This window comes from Petrotoga sp. DB-2 (assembly GCF_054051725.1).
The window spans coordinates 1-16427 of the sequence record NZ_JBSVZD010000005.1; the positions used below are offsets into that span (position 1 = coordinate 1).

General features: G+C 35.9%; 13 protein-coding genes. 7 read left to right on the plus strand and 6 right to left on the minus strand.

Features of this window, described 5'->3' with window-relative positions; all coding sequences use genetic code 11:
• Positions 1-104 precede the first annotated feature (104 nt).
• From ACW9JY_RS03100 to ACW9JY_RS03110, 3 genes are all read left to right on the plus strand, one after another.
• Complete coding sequence (locus ACW9JY_RS03100) at positions 105-1157, plus strand: D-isomer specific 2-hydroxyacid dehydrogenase family protein (RefSeq protein WP_457283358.1); 1053 nt, start codon at positions 105-107, stop codon at positions 1155-1157.
• Positions 1158-1238: 81 nt separating this feature from the next.
• Positions 1239-2756 (plus strand): gluconokinase, encoded by a 1518-nt coding sequence (locus ACW9JY_RS03105; RefSeq protein WP_457283359.1) that lies wholly within the window; start codon positions 1239-1241, stop codon positions 2754-2756.
• Positions 2747-3169, plus strand: a complete 423-nt coding sequence (locus ACW9JY_RS03110; protein WP_457283360.1) for a GNAT family N-acetyltransferase — start codon at positions 2747-2749, stop codon at positions 3167-3169. The genes ACW9JY_RS03105 and ACW9JY_RS03110 overlap by 10 nt, the downstream gene beginning before the upstream one ends.
• A gap of 1 nt (position 3170) precedes the next feature.
• On the opposite strand, the gene ACW9JY_RS03115 is transcribed toward ACW9JY_RS03110, so the two are convergent.
• The 3 genes from ACW9JY_RS03115 to ACW9JY_RS03125 all read right to left on the minus strand — a co-directional run bounded on the left by ACW9JY_RS03115 (position 3171) and on the right by ACW9JY_RS03125 (position 6714).
• Entirely contained in the window at positions 3171-4355 is a 1185-nt protein-coding gene (locus ACW9JY_RS03115) for an MFS transporter (RefSeq protein ID WP_457283405.1), read from the minus strand.
• A 207-nt stretch (positions 4356-4562) separates the two neighbouring features.
• Positions 4563-5228: a P-II family nitrogen regulator gene (locus tag ACW9JY_RS03120; protein WP_457283406.1), complete on the minus strand. Its 666-nt coding sequence runs from the start codon at positions 5226-5228 to the stop codon at positions 4563-4565.
• Positions 5221-6714: a DUF1538 domain-containing protein gene (locus ACW9JY_RS03125; RefSeq protein WP_457283361.1), complete on the minus strand. Its 1494-nt coding sequence runs from the start codon at positions 6712-6714 to the stop codon at positions 5221-5223. Before ACW9JY_RS03125 ends, ACW9JY_RS03120 begins: the two co-directional genes overlap by 8 nt.
• A gap of 444 nt (positions 6715-7158) precedes the next feature.
• Here ACW9JY_RS03125 and ACW9JY_RS03130 point away from each other — a divergent pair, with 444 nt between their 5' ends.
• The 4 genes from ACW9JY_RS03130 (at position 7159) to ACW9JY_RS03145 (ending at position 12835) form a co-directional block, all read left to right on the plus strand.
• On the plus strand, positions 7159-7521 hold the full coding sequence (locus ACW9JY_RS03130) for an ArsR/SmtB family transcription factor (protein ID WP_103076332.1): 363 nt from the start codon (positions 7159-7161) through the stop codon (positions 7519-7521).
• 133 nt (positions 7522-7654) lie between these two features.
• Positions 7655-8704 (plus strand): ACR3 family arsenite efflux transporter, encoded by a 1050-nt coding sequence (gene arsB / locus ACW9JY_RS03135; RefSeq protein ID WP_457283362.1) that lies wholly within the window; start codon positions 7655-7657, stop codon positions 8702-8704.
• A 605-nt stretch (positions 8705-9309) separates the two neighbouring features.
• A complete protein-coding gene (locus tag ACW9JY_RS03140; RefSeq protein WP_457283363.1) occupies positions 9310-11571 on the plus strand; it encodes an AAA family ATPase in 2262 nt (753 codons plus the stop codon).
• The gene (locus ACW9JY_RS03145; RefSeq protein ID WP_457283364.1) at positions 11555-12835 is read left to right on the plus strand and encodes an McrC family protein; all 1281 of its coding nucleotides are present in this window, start codon (positions 11555-11557) and stop codon (positions 12833-12835) included. Before ACW9JY_RS03140 ends, ACW9JY_RS03145 begins: the two co-directional genes overlap by 17 nt.
• Positions 12836-13069: 234 nt before the next feature.
• Here the strand turns inward: ACW9JY_RS03145 and ACW9JY_RS03150 are convergent, their stop codons facing one another.
• From ACW9JY_RS03150 to ACW9JY_RS03160, 3 genes are all read right to left on the minus strand, one after another.
• Positions 13070-13696, minus strand: coding sequence for an SGNH/GDSL hydrolase family protein (locus tag ACW9JY_RS03150; RefSeq protein ID WP_457283365.1), 627 nt, complete (start codon positions 13694-13696; stop codon positions 13070-13072).
• Positions 13697-13855: 159 nt separating this feature from the next.
• Positions 13856-15016, minus strand: a complete 1161-nt coding sequence (gene rlmD, locus ACW9JY_RS03155; RefSeq protein ID WP_457283366.1) for a 23S rRNA (uracil(1939)-C(5))-methyltransferase RlmD — start codon at positions 15014-15016, stop codon at positions 13856-13858.
• Between the two features lie 107 nt (positions 15017-15123).
• A complete protein-coding gene (locus tag ACW9JY_RS03160) occupies positions 15124-16371 on the minus strand; it encodes a hypothetical protein (RefSeq protein WP_457283367.1) in 1248 nt (415 codons plus the stop codon).
• Positions 16372-16427: the final 56 nt, after the last annotated feature.

The window sequence follows — 16427 nt, forward strand, 5'->3', positions numbered from 1 at the left end:
TGAGGAGGTAAAAGTACAATATTGAAGGTATTAAAAGTTAGTTACAATACGTGTTTTAGAGTTTCTAAAGACAGTAATAATATATAAAAAAGGGAGGTAAAGAGGTGGCTGAAGATACTACTAACATCGCAATAGTAAATTCCAGCACTTTTGGTATATATTTTCCTGATTTAATGCAAAGATTAAAGAAAATAGGTATCGTTGAAAGAATAACGGTGGATCCTAAAATACCGGCGAAAGAGTTAGCAGTCAAATTGAAAGGTTTTAAGTTTGTTATAGCAAGCGTCACACCAAATTTTACTTCAGAATTTTTTCAATACAACAAAGATGTAAAATTAATTGCACGTCACGGTATTGGATATAACAATGTGGATATAAAAGCTGCCACTGAAAGTGGCGTTATGGTTACACGGGTTCTTGGTATCCACGAACGGGATTCCGTAGCAGAACTTGCGGTTGCATTGATTCTCATATGTCTCAGGCAAATTATTCCTGCGAATAATGCGGTTAAAGAAAATAAATGGCAAGATAGAAAAAATTTTGTCGGTGATGAACTATCAAAATTGACGGTAGGAATAATTGGTTATGGAAACATTGGAAGCCGTGTAGCGGAGATAGTAAAAGAGGGATTCGGTTCAAAAGTCATAGCGTATGATCCTTATATAGCTGACAAGGTTATAGAAAAAACTGGGGTAAAACCTGTAAGTTTTGAAGAACTTTTAAAAACATCCGATGTAATAAGCCTGAACGCTTCTTTAAATGAAGGGAACTATCATTTTATAAACAAAAAAGCTTTCGACTTAATGAAAAACGAGGTTGTAATAGTTAATACGGCAAGGGGAGAATTGATAAACCAGAATGATTTTATAGAGGCTTTAGAATCAAAGAAAGTTTCCGCTGCAGGGCTTGATGTATTAGATGAAGAACCAATAAACCCAAATAATCCATTATTGAAATATCCTAATGTGTTCATATTGCCTCATATAGGAGGATATGGAAAGTATTCGTTAAGGAAAATGGATGAAAAAATGGTTGAAGATATAGAAAAATTGATGAAAGGTGAAATTCCCGAACAAATAGTTAACCCTGAAATTATAGAAAAAATTATAACACAATATGGGTGGGGAGCGGGGCGAAGGGGCGCTAAAGCTGATTAAATTTAACTTACAACAATAGAAATCATCCAAAAATTTGTGGATTCTAAAGAAAAAATAAAACAACAAAAGGGGTTTTCGGTTATGAAATATGTTTTAGTCCTCGATGTAGGAACGACAAACATGAAAGTAGCAATTGTAAACGAAAAAGGTGACATCATCTCTCAAGAAGTCAAAAAGATAAATTTAATTCAGTCCGCGGAAGGGGCAGCAGAACACGATCCTCAAGAATTGTGGGCAAACTTTTTGGATATATCAAAGAAGATAATCACAAACTTCGAAGGTGATATTTCATTATTAATTTTTTCTGGGTACCAATTCGGTTTTCTACCGATAGATAAAAAAGGAAATCCTTTGATGAATATGGTAACACTCTTAGACACAAGATCACATAATATAATGAATGAAGTTGAAGAAAGATTTTCCTTTGAAGAAATATATCAAAAGACTGGTTGTCCCCCTGCTTTTAATTATACAATAGCCAGAATATTGTGGTTGAAAAAAGAAAAACCAGAAATTTTTGCCAAAACCTATAAATTCTTGGACATCAAAAGTTTCTTTACATTCAAATTAACAGGAAAGTGTTACACGGAACCAAGTTTAGCTTCTGTTACACAACTTTTGGATATAAAAACGCAAAAATGGGATGAAGAACTAATAAAAAGGTTGGGGATTGAAAAAGATCAGTTGCCAGATCTTGTTCCTGGGAACGTAATAGTGGATACTATAAAAAAAGAAATAGCAAAAGAAATGGGCCTTGAAAAAGAAGTTCCTATTATGTTAGGAGTCTATGATGGTGGCGCGATGATTTTAGGAATGGGGGGTTATAAAAAAAGCGCTGTATGTAATTTAGGTACCACTGCAATGTTTAGAAGCGCATACAATGAGCCATTACTTGATAAAACAGGGCAGTACAGGCTTCAAACCTATGCTCTATTACCTGGTATGTGGGCTATAGGAGGAGCGGTGAACAACGCAGGTGTAGTTTTGGAATGGTTTAGAAATAATATAGCTAACAGTATGAGTTATGATCAAATAAACGAGGAGGCTTCGAAAGTTAAAGCGGGTTCCGAAGGCCTTATTTGCTTTCCATTTCTAACAGGAGAAAGAGACCCAAGGATAGGCAGTTTATCTACGGGCAGTTTTTTTGGATTAAAAACTTTTCACAACTTAAGTCACATGGCAAGATCTATATATGAAGGTGTAGGCTATGGACTGAATATGATAAAAACAGCCTTAGAAGAAAATAACGTCAATTTAAAAAGATTGACAGTGGGTGGTTCAGGCAGCAAAAGCGATGTGTGGATTCAAATTTTAGCTGATATATTCAACATTCCTGTAACCAAATCAAAGACCGAAAATGCAACATTGATAGGTGAATCGATGGTAGCTTTTTCACAATTGGGAGTTTACAAGGATATTGAGCAAGCTGGGGAAGTTATGATAAAGTTGGGAAAGAGCTTTGAACCCCAAACCTCTTCAGTTAAAACATATGAAGATTATTATAATTTTTTTGTAAAAATGGTCCAAAACTATCGGGATATGTATACCTTACATACGCAATTGATCAATTCTTTAGGTGAGGAAGAAAAATGGCAATAAAATTCAGAGAAGCAAAAATAGAAGATTATGAGCAGATGTATAGATTATGGGGAACAACAGAAGGCATGGGTTTAAGCGAATCTGATGCAAAAGAAAATGTTGAAAGATTTTTGAAGAAAAACCCAGGTTTAAATTATGTATGTGAAGATGATGGAAAAATTATTGGTACAATCCTATGTGGCGAAGATGGAAGAAGAGGATATCTCTACCATCTTGCGGTTGATAAGAAGTATAGAAGAAATGGGATAGGGAAAGAATTGGTAAACATGGTTTTAAATAGTTTAAAAGAAAAAGGTATCATAAAATGCCATTTATTTGTTTATTATGAGAATGAAATTGGTAAGACATTTTGGGAAAAAACAGGGTGGTACAAACGTGATGAGTTGTTGATTTATTCCAAAGATATTAAATAAATCAAGGATTACTATTGATCGCAGGTTTTCTCAAAAATAAACTATTTGCCTTTTCGGCCATGAGTATCATAAGAAAGGTTAATATGGTTAAATATATGGGGTATAACCTTATATTGAAATATTCTTGCAAAAATCCGAACAAAGGTGGCATAAGAGTTATTCCAAGATATGCAGAAGCCATCTGTACCCCTATAATTGAATGTGAAACATCCTTGCCAAAATTAGTTGGTGTTGAATGTATCAAACTTGGATATATCGGTGCACAACCTAAACCCATGAGAATAAGGCCTATAAATGCCGTATAATTGCTAAAAGGAAGAATCAATAGTAACAACCCTAGAATGATGATCCCTTGCCCCAAACGTATCATATTTTTATTATTCATTTTGAAAGTTATAAATCCAGATATAAACCTTCCTATTGTAATTCCGAAATAAAATGAAGCAGCCCATTTGGCCGCTGTTTCAGCAGCTATACCTCTATTTAGAACTAAATAACTTGCCGCCCACAAACCAGTGGTTGCCTCTAAAGCACAATAAGAGAAAAAAGCGATCATAATAGACATTGCCCCGGGTAAAGTAACAACCTCTTTTAAAGAATAATTTTTATATTTTTCTTCTTTGGCTTTGTTATCTGTTTTCTTCTCTTTCCACAACGGCAAAGTGAAAAACAGTACAGAGGTTAAAACAATCTGAATTAACGAAATAGTAAAATATCCTGAATTCCATTTAAAACCGTTAGTCAATAATATCCCCATAATATATGGTCCAATTGTGGCTCCAACTCCCCAAAAGCAATGTAACCAGTTCATATGTCTAGCTTTGTAATGCAGGGCGACAAAATTGTTAAGTGCTGCATCAACACTTCCTGCACCTAAACCGTAGGGTATCCCCCACAAGCACAAATGCCAAAAAGAAGTTGATATAGAAAAACCAAACAATGCTATAGCAGTCATTCCAACGCTTATGGCGGTTAGTTTCCCAGTACCAAGTTTATGAATAAACTTACCGCTGAACAAAGTTGAAACAATAGTTCCTCCAGAGACAATCATTGATAAAATTCCTGCATACGATACAGGTACGTTTAATGTTTCATACATGCTTGGCCAGGCTGACCCTAAAAGAGCATCTGGCAATCCAAGACTGATGAATGAAATATAGATAATCACTAGTAAGATAGAATACATATTAAAATCTCTCCGTTGATTTAAAATTTGAATAAGTTCGAATGCTAGAATAGACATTTTTGGTGACTGATTAGATTTACACCTTGAAAATTAATTACTGCATCTTAGTTGAAATTATATTATAGCTATAAAAATATATTGTTTAACTTTTTTGGGTACTAAGGGATTGTAAGTTAGTGCAAAGAAACCATGAAAACACTCAGTGAATTACTTATATAAACCATATGCTTTATTTACATTTTGAATGTAGAGAATGCCTTTTCCAGGCTCATCTATTTTTAGTTCTTTCCTTATTGAAGATACAATAGCCTCAGTCTTATCTTTTTCTGAAAGAATCAGTACAATTTCTTTTTCAGGCTCAATATTCATAGAAAACAACTTACTGGTTTCATGAATTCCTGATCCTCGTCCCTTAATTATAGTCCCACCTTTAGATCCCGCCTTTGTTGCCGCATCAATCACATACTCTGCCTTACCCATATCCACAATTACAGTTATCGCATCATACATATTATCATCTACACCTCTTCTTTCTTTTAAATTATCACTTTTATAACCTCCGATTCCTACTAACAAGCGAACAGAAGTGGTAAATGCTATACCATGGCCGGGTTTTTCAAAATTAATTTCGTCATGTAATTTTTCAAGGACCTGATCTGCCGTCTTTTTGGTGGCAACCATTAATACAATTTCTTTTCTTATATCGGATAGACCTAAAAAATCTAAAATTCGATTGTTTACAGTTCCTTTTCCAAGCAGAACCGTTCCATTGGAAATGCCATAATTCTTAGCTATTTGCAACAGTTTGCTTCCCAATCCGAAATTTATAATTATGCAGATTTGTTCAACGTCAATCATTTTAAAACTACTCATCACTATATTCAATTCCTCCGTTTTTTGATTTTACCTTAAAAATGAAGCCTAATATTTGTAAAGCAATTAATGGTGCCAATGCAACCATTGCAATCATTCCAAATCCATCTACTAATACATTTGCTCCTTCAGCAGCTTCAGCAGCGCCTCGAGTAAAAGCTAATATAAAGGTGATCGTCATTGGACCTGCTGCGACGCCTCCTGAATCAAAGGCAATTCCAACAAAGAGCTTCGGAACAAAATAGCTCATCACCAACGAAATCACATAGCCTGGCAGGAGATAATGCCACAATTGTATGCCTGGGACAAGTATTCTTACCATAGATAATGCAGTTGCGGTACCAACGGCTATAGCAAGTGGGATTAATACTACTTTTCTTTTAATATACCCGCTTGTAACATCTTCTATTTGATGTATTAGCACATAAACAGATGGCTCTGCGAGTACCGTAGCAAATCCCAAAAAGAAACCAACAATAACAAGATAAACTTTATTTTCTAAGGTTGCCACACCATAACCGATGGCAACACCCATTTCCATAAAACCTCCATTAACTCCTACTAAAAACAAAACAAATCCTATAAATGCAAATACCAGCCCCATGACAATTTTTCTAATGGTTTTCCTTGATAATTTGAAAGAAAATATTTGAAAAACAAGAAAAATTATCACGATAGGGAGCAGAGCCAGAATAACTTCTATGGTTGTCGGAGCTATTTGTTGAATAAAAGGGCTAAAAATTGAGGTAAATATTGGATCATTGTATTCAAGGTTGACTGTACTTGCATCGGTTTTTGAAATTATACTCATAATCATAACGGTCATGATAGCACCTGTGGATGCAATTCCAACTAAACCAAAACTATCTTCTTCAGAGGCTTTGCTATCGCTTTTCATTGCGGAAACACTATGGGCGAGAGCTAAGATAAAAGGAATCGTCATTGCTCCTGTTGTTGATCCGGAAGCGTCAAAAGATATTGCTAAAAATTCTCGGGATGTAAAAAGGGCAAGTATGAAAATAATCGAATATAAAATAGTAAATACTTTATTTATTGGAATGTTATAGAGGATTCTTACAAAACCTAAAGAAAGCATAGTTCCAACACCGATTGATGCTATAACAACAATACTTTCCTTTGAAATTACACTAGATGTAACGAAATCAACTTGACTCGCAAGAATACGTAGAGATGGTTCGGCAATTGAAACGAAAAATCCAACTATGAATATAGCAATGACAACTATCCATAGTTTATTCGTTTTTATTATAGTTGACCCGAAAGAGTTACCAATGGGACTAATCCCAATATCAACGCCACATAAAAAAATAGCTAAACCAAGGATAATCAACACGGCACCAATAAAAAACCTTATGATCAAAGAGACATCAAGGGGTGCGATAGTAAAATTTAAAATAATTACTGTAACTATAATTGGCAAAACAGAGGATAGTACCTCTTTAAGTTTAAAAAACAACAAATTCAACTACATCTCATCCTTTTCGATTTTTATTATAAAATATAATTTTGCAAAAACCTGAGAATAGTCTCAAAAATTCTAGTAACTTCCTATTATTAGTTAAGCCAAGTTTTTATTTTTTGCTTGTATTATACAGTTTTAGTGATTTGATGAGATTTAATCTAAATTCTAATAATGCCTATTGTTAAAACGCATTCCATAAAAACACGAAAATGAATATACAGCCCCACGCATTTCCTGTGATTTCTCTTACTATCAGCATACCATAAATAATAAAAATTACAGTTAACAATTGGTATCCAAATCAATTTTTAGTAGCTTATGTCTTTTGGACCAGTAAGTATCCATAGATCTTTGCTTTGTCCGAAAACTTTTTCAAACACATTGACAAAATTTGATATGATGTATATAATAGTATCATATCAAATAATTTTGATATGAGGTGATATCTTGGCAACTGTTTATGAGAAACAAGCAAAAGTATTTAAAGCGTTTTGCGATGAAACACGTCTGCGAATACTTCAACTACTTCGTAGCGGTGAAAAATGCGCTTGTGTTTTGCAAGAACAGTTGAATTTGGGACAGTCGGGACTTTCCTACCACATGAAGATTCTGGTTGAATCAGGTGTTGTTGAGAGCAGAAAGGAAGGAAAATGGACATACTACACAATTAGTGAGAAGGGCAGTGCCTATGCGGCTACGTTGCTCAAAAGGTTGACAACCCCTAAAGCAGTTAAAGAAGGAAACAATTGCTGCAAAACCCAGCCATCTAATAATAATTTTAAAACAGAAAAACACATCAAAATTATTTAGTATTTACGTTATTTTATTGAAAGAGGTTCAGGCACAGTTTGGATGGAGGAGTTATCTCTTATACCAAGATCTTAGTAGTCGAAGAGGTCCTATAGATTTTACAAAAATCAAACAGTATTTGAAGGGTGGTTATATGGAAAAAAACAAAAGTGCAGGGATCAGTTTTTTTGAAAAATATCTCACGGTGTGGGTTATCTTGTGCATGATTGTAGGTGTACTGATCGGTAGATTCCTCCCTGAAATTCCTGCGTTTCTAGGACGCTTCAAGTATGCCAATGTATCCATTCCGATTGCCATACTAATCTGGCTCATGATCTATCCCATGATGCTGAAGGTCGATTTTCAAAGCATTAAAAACGCGGGCAAAAATCCAAAAGGGCTGTTTGTAACCTGGGTGACGAACTGGCTCATCAAGCCTTTCACGATGTTCGGAATTGCCTGGTTGTTTTTCTTTGTGATTTTCAAAGCACTTATCCCTGCGGAGCTAGCTAAGGGGTATCTGTCAGGGGCCATACTTTTGGGAGCTGCTCCATGTACTGCAATGGTGTTCGTATGGAGCTATCTGACAAATGGAAATGCCGCGTATACAATAGTGCAGGTTGCAACTAATGACCTGATTATCCTTGTAGCTTACACTCCGATCGTAAGATTTCTCCTTGGTGTAGGAGGCATATCTATACCATGGGATACGTTGATTCTCTCGGTAATTTTGTTCGTTGTCATTCCCCTTGTAGGTGGAGTAATAACTAGGAACTATATTACCCGCAAGCATGGCCTGGAATATCTTCAGAACCAATTTATTCCAAAATTTGGAAATGTCACGACCATTGGACTTCTTTTGACATTAGTCATCATTTTTTCATTCCAGGGCGATGTTATTCTCAATAACCCTTTACACATAATTTTGATTGCAATACCCCTGATCATGCAGACATTCCTTGTTTTTTTCATTGCTTATTTTTCAAGTAAGGTATTAAAGCTGCCGCATGATATTGCGGCACCAGCCAGTATGATCGGTGCGTCAAATTTCTTTGAACTTGCTGTTGCTGTTGCAATCTCTCTTTTTGGCACACAAAGTCCTGCCGCCCTTGCTACAATTGTTGGTGTTTTAACTGAGGTGCCGGTTATGTTGATGCTAGTAAACATTGCAAATAATACAAAAAAATGGTTCAAGCATGCGTAAACCAGAGGGTACTTTACATGCCTTCCTAACTCTAGCATGAAGTATATTACCGAAAGGGAAGTTACCTATTGATTAAACGAACCAATCTCTATCAGATTACTCTCTGAATCAGCAATATAAGAAGTTCGTTGCCTCCCAAAGGACGGTAGCTGGTTCACAAATTGCATCAAATAAAATCATGTTTTTTGAGCTAAAGTTTTTCCTTGAGTTTGGCAATTACAAAATGGCTGGCATTTTAAAGCAATCATGCATGAATTTGTGCGCCGGCATGTGCGAGCGATGAAAGTCTGCTGTGGCCCACCTCTGGGGTGTTAGCTGTTTAGTTCCATATCGAATGGCTCCATTTTTTCCTTGTCTCCTTTCAAAAAGAGTCAAGGATATGATATCATTTGTTTGCAGTGTTGTGCAAACAAAGATCTTTTCAAAAAAGAGATTTTTGTTTTCGGGGAGTTTGAGGGGGGGTTACCCCCTCAAAGACCCGAATTATGATCTAACCAATCTTTTTTCACAGATATTTTATATGGTCTAGCATTCTTTAACATCGATTTTAAGCGCTTTCAAAATTATTGAAAGTGCTAAGTCTAAATAAGAGGGGAGTTACAGTTATGGATAAAGCTTACGAATGGGTACCATTTTACGAGGCACTTGCCGATAAACTACTGGAATATAACGACAAGCGAAGTGAATTATTCGAATTAATGAAAAACCTTGCATCGCATCAACCACTGATGAAGTATTTTCACTTTGAACGTGAAGAATTGTGGGGACCCCGTAATCATAGAATCGATCCGTTTTCCGTGGTGGGTGTTTTGAACCGTAAGATAACGAATGAAAACCGCATAAAGTTGGCTAAGGTTTTTGCTAACACATTTAGAGTAACGTTGCCTGTGCCTACGAATTTTAATGGAATCCCTACTCTTAACAACATCAAATCTTTCTTTGGGGATGAAATAGACGAATTGTGGGATTTGTTTGTTTCGGCTATAAAATCCGCTGAAGTAAACACATTCATCGATGAGTTTAAAAGTGCTTTTGAAAAAGCTATTGCGAGTAAGGGCAACGGTCTTGCTTCTATCACGATAGGATTGTTCTGGATTAGGCCCAATGTCTTTATGCCTTTGGATACCCATTCACGAAAGTTTGTTTCTGAATATTACGGAATAGCGGTTCCAAAGGAGAATTGTAGCGGTAATGATTATGCGGAATTTCTGAATACCTTGAAGAATAAAATCAATGAAGACTCGCCTAATCTTACGTTTCCAGAGTTGTCGTATAATGCATGGAGTAAGGAAAGTAAAAATCCTCAGGCAGAATTAACTGAATCGATAACAGATAATCAACGCACATCACAGGATGATTCGACCTCAAAGGAAGGAATATGGCCAAAAAATAAAAATATAATTCTCTATGGACCGCCAGGAACGGGAAAAACCTATAGTACCATACAATATGCTGTTGCTATTATCGAGGAAAAATCACTCTCCGAAGTGAAATCTGAAGATTACCAAGAAGTGTTTAAACGCTACTTAAAATACAAAAATACGGGGCTAATCGCTTTTGTTACGTTTCATCAGTCGTTCAGCTATGAGGAGTTTATTGAGGGGATACGGCCCATAGTATCTTCGGATGAAAATGGTGAAACAACAGGGCAAATTGAATACGAGATACAAGACGGGATTTTCAAGTTATTTTGCAATAAAGCAGGAACACCTATAGGAACGGATGACACAAGCTTGAATCTGGGCATTGGTAAAAACCCCACAGTTTGGAAGGTTACTCTTAAAGGTGCTGGAGACAATCAAATTCGAACTGAATGTATAGAGAATGATCATATCCGTATTGGGTGGGATGTTTACGACGAAATCATATCTGATGCTACTGATTATACTCAATACGGTGATAACCCCATTCTCAATGCTTTTTACAACAAGATGCAAATTGGCGATATTGTTATGTCTTGCTATTCGAGTAGAACAATCGACGCTATTGGTGTTATTACTGGCGAGCCAGAATGGCATGATGAGTATTCTGAGTACAAAAGGTTGCGAAAGGTGAAATGGCTTGTAAAAGGTATTAATGAAGATATCGTTGATTTCAATGCTGGAAAAATCTTGAATGGTTTATCTGTAGCTAAGTTATCAGTTTCAGCAACAGACGCTGTGCAAATACTTAGGAAGGTAAACCCTAAACTGTTTGATCAGAACGTAAAAATTCCAAATCGTGTCTTTATTATTGATGAAATCAATCGAGGGAATATCTCAAAAATTTTTGGGGAATTGATTACACTCATCGAGCCTTCAAAGCGTATCGGAGCTTTTGAAGAGCTACGTGCTACACTACCTTACTCTCGCCAGGATTTTGGTGTACCAGACAACGTCTTCATAATAGGTACAATGAACACAGCCGATCGTTCTATTGCAATGATAGACACTGCTTTACGTCGTCGGTTTGAATTCGTCGAAATGAAGCCTGATACTGATATACTTAAAGGTGTCCGGGTTAAGAATATCGATATTTCAAACATGCTTGACATCATAAACAAGCGTATAATAGTATTGCTCGATCGTGAACACACCATAGGGCATTCCTATTTGTTGCCGCTCAAAACAGACCCGACGATTGAAACCCTTGCCGCGATTTTTCAAAAAAGAATAATTCCTTTATTACAAGAGTATTTCTACGACGATTATGAGAAAATTCAGCTTGTGTTGGGTGACAATCAGAAGACTGATGATACTCCCCGATTTATCGTGAAAAAGAGAGCTGATAATAAGCTGTTTGGAAACACAGATGTTGATTTTCCGGAATATTACGTGATCAACAGCGAAGCTTTTTCAGGGATTGAAGCCTATGAATTCCTACACTAAAACCTATACTGTAACGGAATATGGTGGGTTTACGCGTGGTATAAAGTCTTACGATTATCAGGCGTTGCCTAAAAAAACATTTGATGCTCTTGAAGCCTTTATTCTTGCCAACAACACTGATGCAGTCCAACTACTATCTCTTTCTGCTCTACACAGTGTTGGTAAAATTATAACTGCTAAAAATTACGTTGGACTGATTGAGATGTCAGATGGTACAGTCATAGAGATTCTTCCGAAAATCCTAGGGGACGGCATTACCAAGAGCGACACAAAGCGGATTTTTCTTGAGATGTTAAAAACTTTAAAATACGTGACATTTAAGGACTTAAATGTTTCAAACCTCCAAACCGACCGCTTGAACCTTCTTGAAATATTTATAAAGATGTTCCTTGACGAAGTTACAATACTAACGAAGCAAGGGTTGAAAGCTGCTTACACGCCAGTCGAAGCAAATGAACGGTATTTTAAAGGGAAGCTACTGGCTTCCCAGAATATTAAAAACAATTTAGTTGACAAGGGACGATTTTTTGTTTGCTATGAAGACTTCAATATTAACAGGCCTGAGAACCGTCTAATCAAGTCCACTCTTCGGTTTTTGCGAAATACTACGAATGATGTGCGTAATCGACAGAATGCCACTAGGTTACTAACTTTCTTTGATGGTGTAGAATATTCCACAAATATTGATTCTGACTTCTCAAAATGCTTTCTTGATCGTAGTATGTCTCACTATAGCAAGGCCCTTTCCTGGTGTCGTGTTTTATTGAAAGGAAACAGTTTCACCGCATTTGCGGGAAATGAGGTTGCAATTGCTCTTCTATTCCCTATGGAAAAGTTGTTCGAAAGTTTTGTTGCTGCAAAATTTCGCAGACATATTGGTAGCGGTGTTAACTTGCGGACACAAGATGTCAGATATAGTTTATTTGATACTCCTGTCCGTGCTTTTTCACTTCGTCCTGACATTGTGTTGGAATTTGAAGGACGCATAGTCATTTTTGATACCAAGTGGAAGTTACTCTCAGGCAATGCCAAAAACATGGATATTTCACAATCCGATATGTACCAAATGTACGCTTATGGAAAAAAATATAAAGCAGAGAGAATTGTCTTGTTGTATCCTTATTCCGATGCTGTAAATAATACAAATATCAAATATATTTCTAACGATAATGTAGAGGTCGATATTGAATTCATTGATCTGAAAAATTCGGATCGCAGTATCACCCAACTATTAGCCAAGTTCAAAATGCCGATCACCGTTTGATATTCTTGAGTTAGACAGTTGAGAAACGATTTTTCAGTACACCAAACGTAAGAAAGTGGTTTTGAAATCATAAAACATTTCTTTTTTGATGTAGTGATACTTTTGAAAAACAGAGAAAGTAAAAAACACTTTTTTGCAGTTATTCATGCCTGTTTTAGAATTCTTACGTTTTAGTAACTGTCAAACTCAGGAAAGAGCAAAATGCTGAGTAATCCCTGAATTTTAATATCACTTTTATAAAGCTTCCACAGCCCGCAGCCAAGATTGAGCTATAAGTGCATGCCCAGCGGGTGATGGATGTACGCCATCAGGCAGCCAAAATCTAGGATTCCTTTGTGTTGCTGCCTGAGCAAATATACCGTCTAGTGGTAGAAATATGGCATTGAATTCCCTGGCTAGCTTACGTACGGCATGTATTTTGGGATCTAAGTCCTCCCTCCATTTGGCTTGCTCTTTTGTCACAGGCAAAACAAATGGTTCACATATTATCAGGTTAGCGTTTAGTTGCGTTTTCACTTCTTGCAAAATATAACGATAATCTGACTCAAACTTTTCCACCGACGTTGGGTCGTCGCTGTCATAACGTCGCCAGCAATCATTAATGCCGATGAGTATGGATACCCAAGTAGGCTTTAAGGCTATACAGTCTCTCATCCAACGTTCCTTTAAATCTTTTACCCTGTTACCGCTTACTCCTTTGTTTATAAACCTAATGTTTTTTGCAGGATGTGCAGCTGATAACCATGATGCCGTTATCATAGGATAACCCAAGCCAAGGTCAGCATCATTGTTATAATCTCGACCTGCGTCAGTTACGCTATCTCCTTGAAACAATACTATTGCGTTGTCTTCTATAAGCATATCGAACTCTCCTTTTTTGAATTAATTTCAATATTATATTATCATACTACCAGGCTAAGATTAGCACAAGCGGCTCAGTTCCATTTATAGCTTGTTATGTTAAGGCAGGAAAGCACTTTAGAATTCACTGAAATTCGACTATAGAAATGTATTAGATAGTTAATCCACCCTTGTCATCAATGCTACTGACTCAACGTGGTCAGTGTGTGGGAACATATCTACTAGATGAAAATCTGAGATTGAGTAGAGATCGGATAATTCTTTTAAATTGGGTATTAGGGTTTTAGGGTTACATGAGATATAGATAATTTTATTAAATTGCTGAGTTTTTATAAATTTTATAAGATTTGGGTGTAATCCAGCCCTTGGTGGGTCCACAATTATATAATCAGGTTTTTCTGTACTGCTTTGTTGTTTAACAAAATCTTTTACATCCTCATTTACGAATTCTACGTTGTTTATATTATTTAATATGGCATTTTGCTTGGCTGCCTCTACCGCTTCTTTTATAATTTCTATTCCGTAAACTTTTTTAGCCTTATTTGCAAGCAATAAGGATATTGTGCCCGTTCCAGAATAAAAGTCATATACAACATCTGAATTTTCTGCATAAGATAAAGCAGTTTGGTATAAAACCTCTGCTCCTTTTGTGTTTGTTTGAAAGAAAGAGAATGGACCTATTTTGAAAGTTAAATTAAAAATTTTTTCGTAAAAATAATCTCTGCCGTATAATATTTCCATTTCATCTGCTTTGACAACGTTGGCTTTAGATTCAGTCTTACTTTGAATTATGGAAACTATATTTCCTTTTAAGATAGTGTTCAACATTTCTTCTTTCCATGTTTCTACTTCTTGATAGTAATAATTATCTAAGGAAGTTACCAAGTTTAGTAGTATTTCCCCAGTTTTTAAACCTTTTCTGATCCCCAAATTTCTAAGAAAACCAGAGTGGTTCTTGTAATTTCTAAAAGGTATGTTCTTTTTTAAGAAAAATTCTCTTGTTTGCCAAACGATACTGTTGAAATCATCATCCACTAACTTACAATCTTTTGTGTAATAGACATCGAACTTCTTACCTTTTCCTCTTAACCCCAAAACGAGAGGACCATCTTTATATTCGTTACCAAAAGAGTATTCCATTTTGTTTCTGTATTCATAGATATCCACAGAAGACGTAATACCGTGATAATTATTAGGCTTTATTTGGTATTGGTCAAACAACGAAAGAACGCGGTTCTCTTTTATTTTTAGTTGTTCGTCGTAACTGATATTCAATTTATTACATCCACCACATTTTTCAAAGGCTGAACATATCTGCATTTTATAACTCCTTTTTTCGATAATCAAAAAATACCCCCGAACAATTCAATTTTAACACTTTTCGGGGGTAAATGGGTTTTTACTTTGACTTTATTTAAAGAAGAGGGCTAATAACTAATTATACTTTCTTCCATGCCAGGTATTGGGTCTAAATATTTTGTCAAATCATCTTCGGTTCCTGAAACCGCTTCAAAGTACTGGTATGAACCAACTTCTTGACTATCAGGATACCATGAATCGTTCCAACCTTCTAAATCTGATAAATTGGGTATTTCATACTCATATGAATCTGCACTTCCCAACCAACCAGAGGATAATACTATCATCATAGTCCAATTAGCATTTACTAAATAGGAACTATAAAATCTCAATTCGTGATTGCTAATTTCGGGATCATACTGATTCCATGTGAATGTATTATCTAGAAACGTAGGTGTCGCCCAGTTAGTAGAAGGAAGGGTATTCAAAGTTTCAATATCAGACGGATAGTCTGTAAATTTTGTAAATAATCTATCAACTGAGTTTTCTGAATCGTCATGTTTTAAAATTAAAGTATATAAGTCATCTGAGCTTGCAAGAGATTGAGGGATTTTTAGGTAAGAATCACCTTGAAACCAAGTAAATACCGGAGTTGTTCCACCTACTAACAATTCTTCACACCATGCATAGGCATCTTCTAGGGTGGTTGTAACATTGTATGTTGTTAAGTCTGTGAAGTCAGACCATGAAATATCTTCTTTGTTGGTACCAGCTGTTATTGATCTATCTCTGTCTATATATATTTTTGAAAAATCTTCCCCTTGATCTCCTGCCAAAATTACCAAATCATAGGTGCCAGGAATTGTTTGTAGTGGGTATGTTAAATCATCTTCCGAGCCAAAACTTGGAAATCCATGACCTATACCGTAAAAGAGACCAGCACTTTTCTCTTTAAACTCACTTCCAAAATTCAAATTTAATGTAGCATCAAAAGTATCTGGCCAATACCCAAAGGTTATTGGTACTTCTTTTCCTTCAGTGGTGTTGAGATTCATTATTTGAATGTCATAGTTAAAAGTCTCATTCGAAGAATCATACCATTCGTTGACAGCATAGATGCTAAAATTCCCATCAGCTGATTCAGGGGTGAAAGTGTACACACCGTTGGTTGAACTTAGTTTTGTCCAGGTTCCCTCTTTCCCATCTTGATAGGCTAAAAACTCCACGCTTTCTCTAACGGTGTCAATAAATGTGTTTATAACTACTTGATTGGTTATATCATCTCCGTTGCCATCTCCATCAATTGGTAAAGTTGCGCAACTTACAAAGAGCAAACCGATTGCCAAGATTAAAAAGAACATGCTTAATTTCCTCATTTAAAATCCTCTCCTTTTATAAAAAGTTGTTTAATAGATTTTAGTAAAGAGATCTA

Bases quoted from the DNA above. Each gene is read 5' to 3' on its own strand.
- ACW9JY_RS03145 (WP_457283364.1), top strand. From the start codon at position 11,555: ATGAATTCCTACACTAAAACCTATACTGTAACGGAATATGGTGGGTTT.
- ACW9JY_RS03115 (WP_457283405.1), bottom strand. From the start codon at position 4,355: ATGTATTCTATCTTACTAGTGATTATCTATATTTCATTCATCAGTCTT.
- ACW9JY_RS03150 (WP_457283365.1), bottom strand. From the start codon at position 13,696: ATGCTTATAGAAGACAACGCAATAGTATTGTTTCAAGGAGATAGCGTA.
- arsB (WP_457283362.1), top strand. From the start codon at position 7,655: ATGGAAAAAAACAAAAGTGCAGGGATCAGTTTTTTTGAAAAATATCTC.
- ACW9JY_RS03110 (WP_457283360.1), top strand. From the start codon at position 2,747: ATGGCAATAAAATTCAGAGAAGCAAAAATAGAAGATTATGAGCAGATG.
- ACW9JY_RS03120 (WP_457283406.1), bottom strand. From the start codon at position 5,228: ATGAGTAGTTTTAAAATGATTGACGTTGAACAAATCTGCATAATTATA.
- rlmD (WP_457283366.1), bottom strand. From the start codon at position 15,016: ATGCAGATATGTTCAGCCTTTGAAAAATGTGGTGGATGTAATAAATTG.
- ACW9JY_RS03160 (WP_457283367.1), bottom strand. From the start codon at position 16,371: ATGAGGAAATTAAGCATGTTCTTTTTAATCTTGGCAATCGGTTTGCTC.
- ACW9JY_RS03140 (WP_457283363.1), top strand. From the start codon at position 9,310: ATGGATAAAGCTTACGAATGGGTACCATTTTACGAGGCACTTGCCGAT.
- ACW9JY_RS03105 (WP_457283359.1), top strand. From the start codon at position 1,239: ATGAAATATGTTTTAGTCCTCGATGTAGGAACGACAAACATGAAAGTA.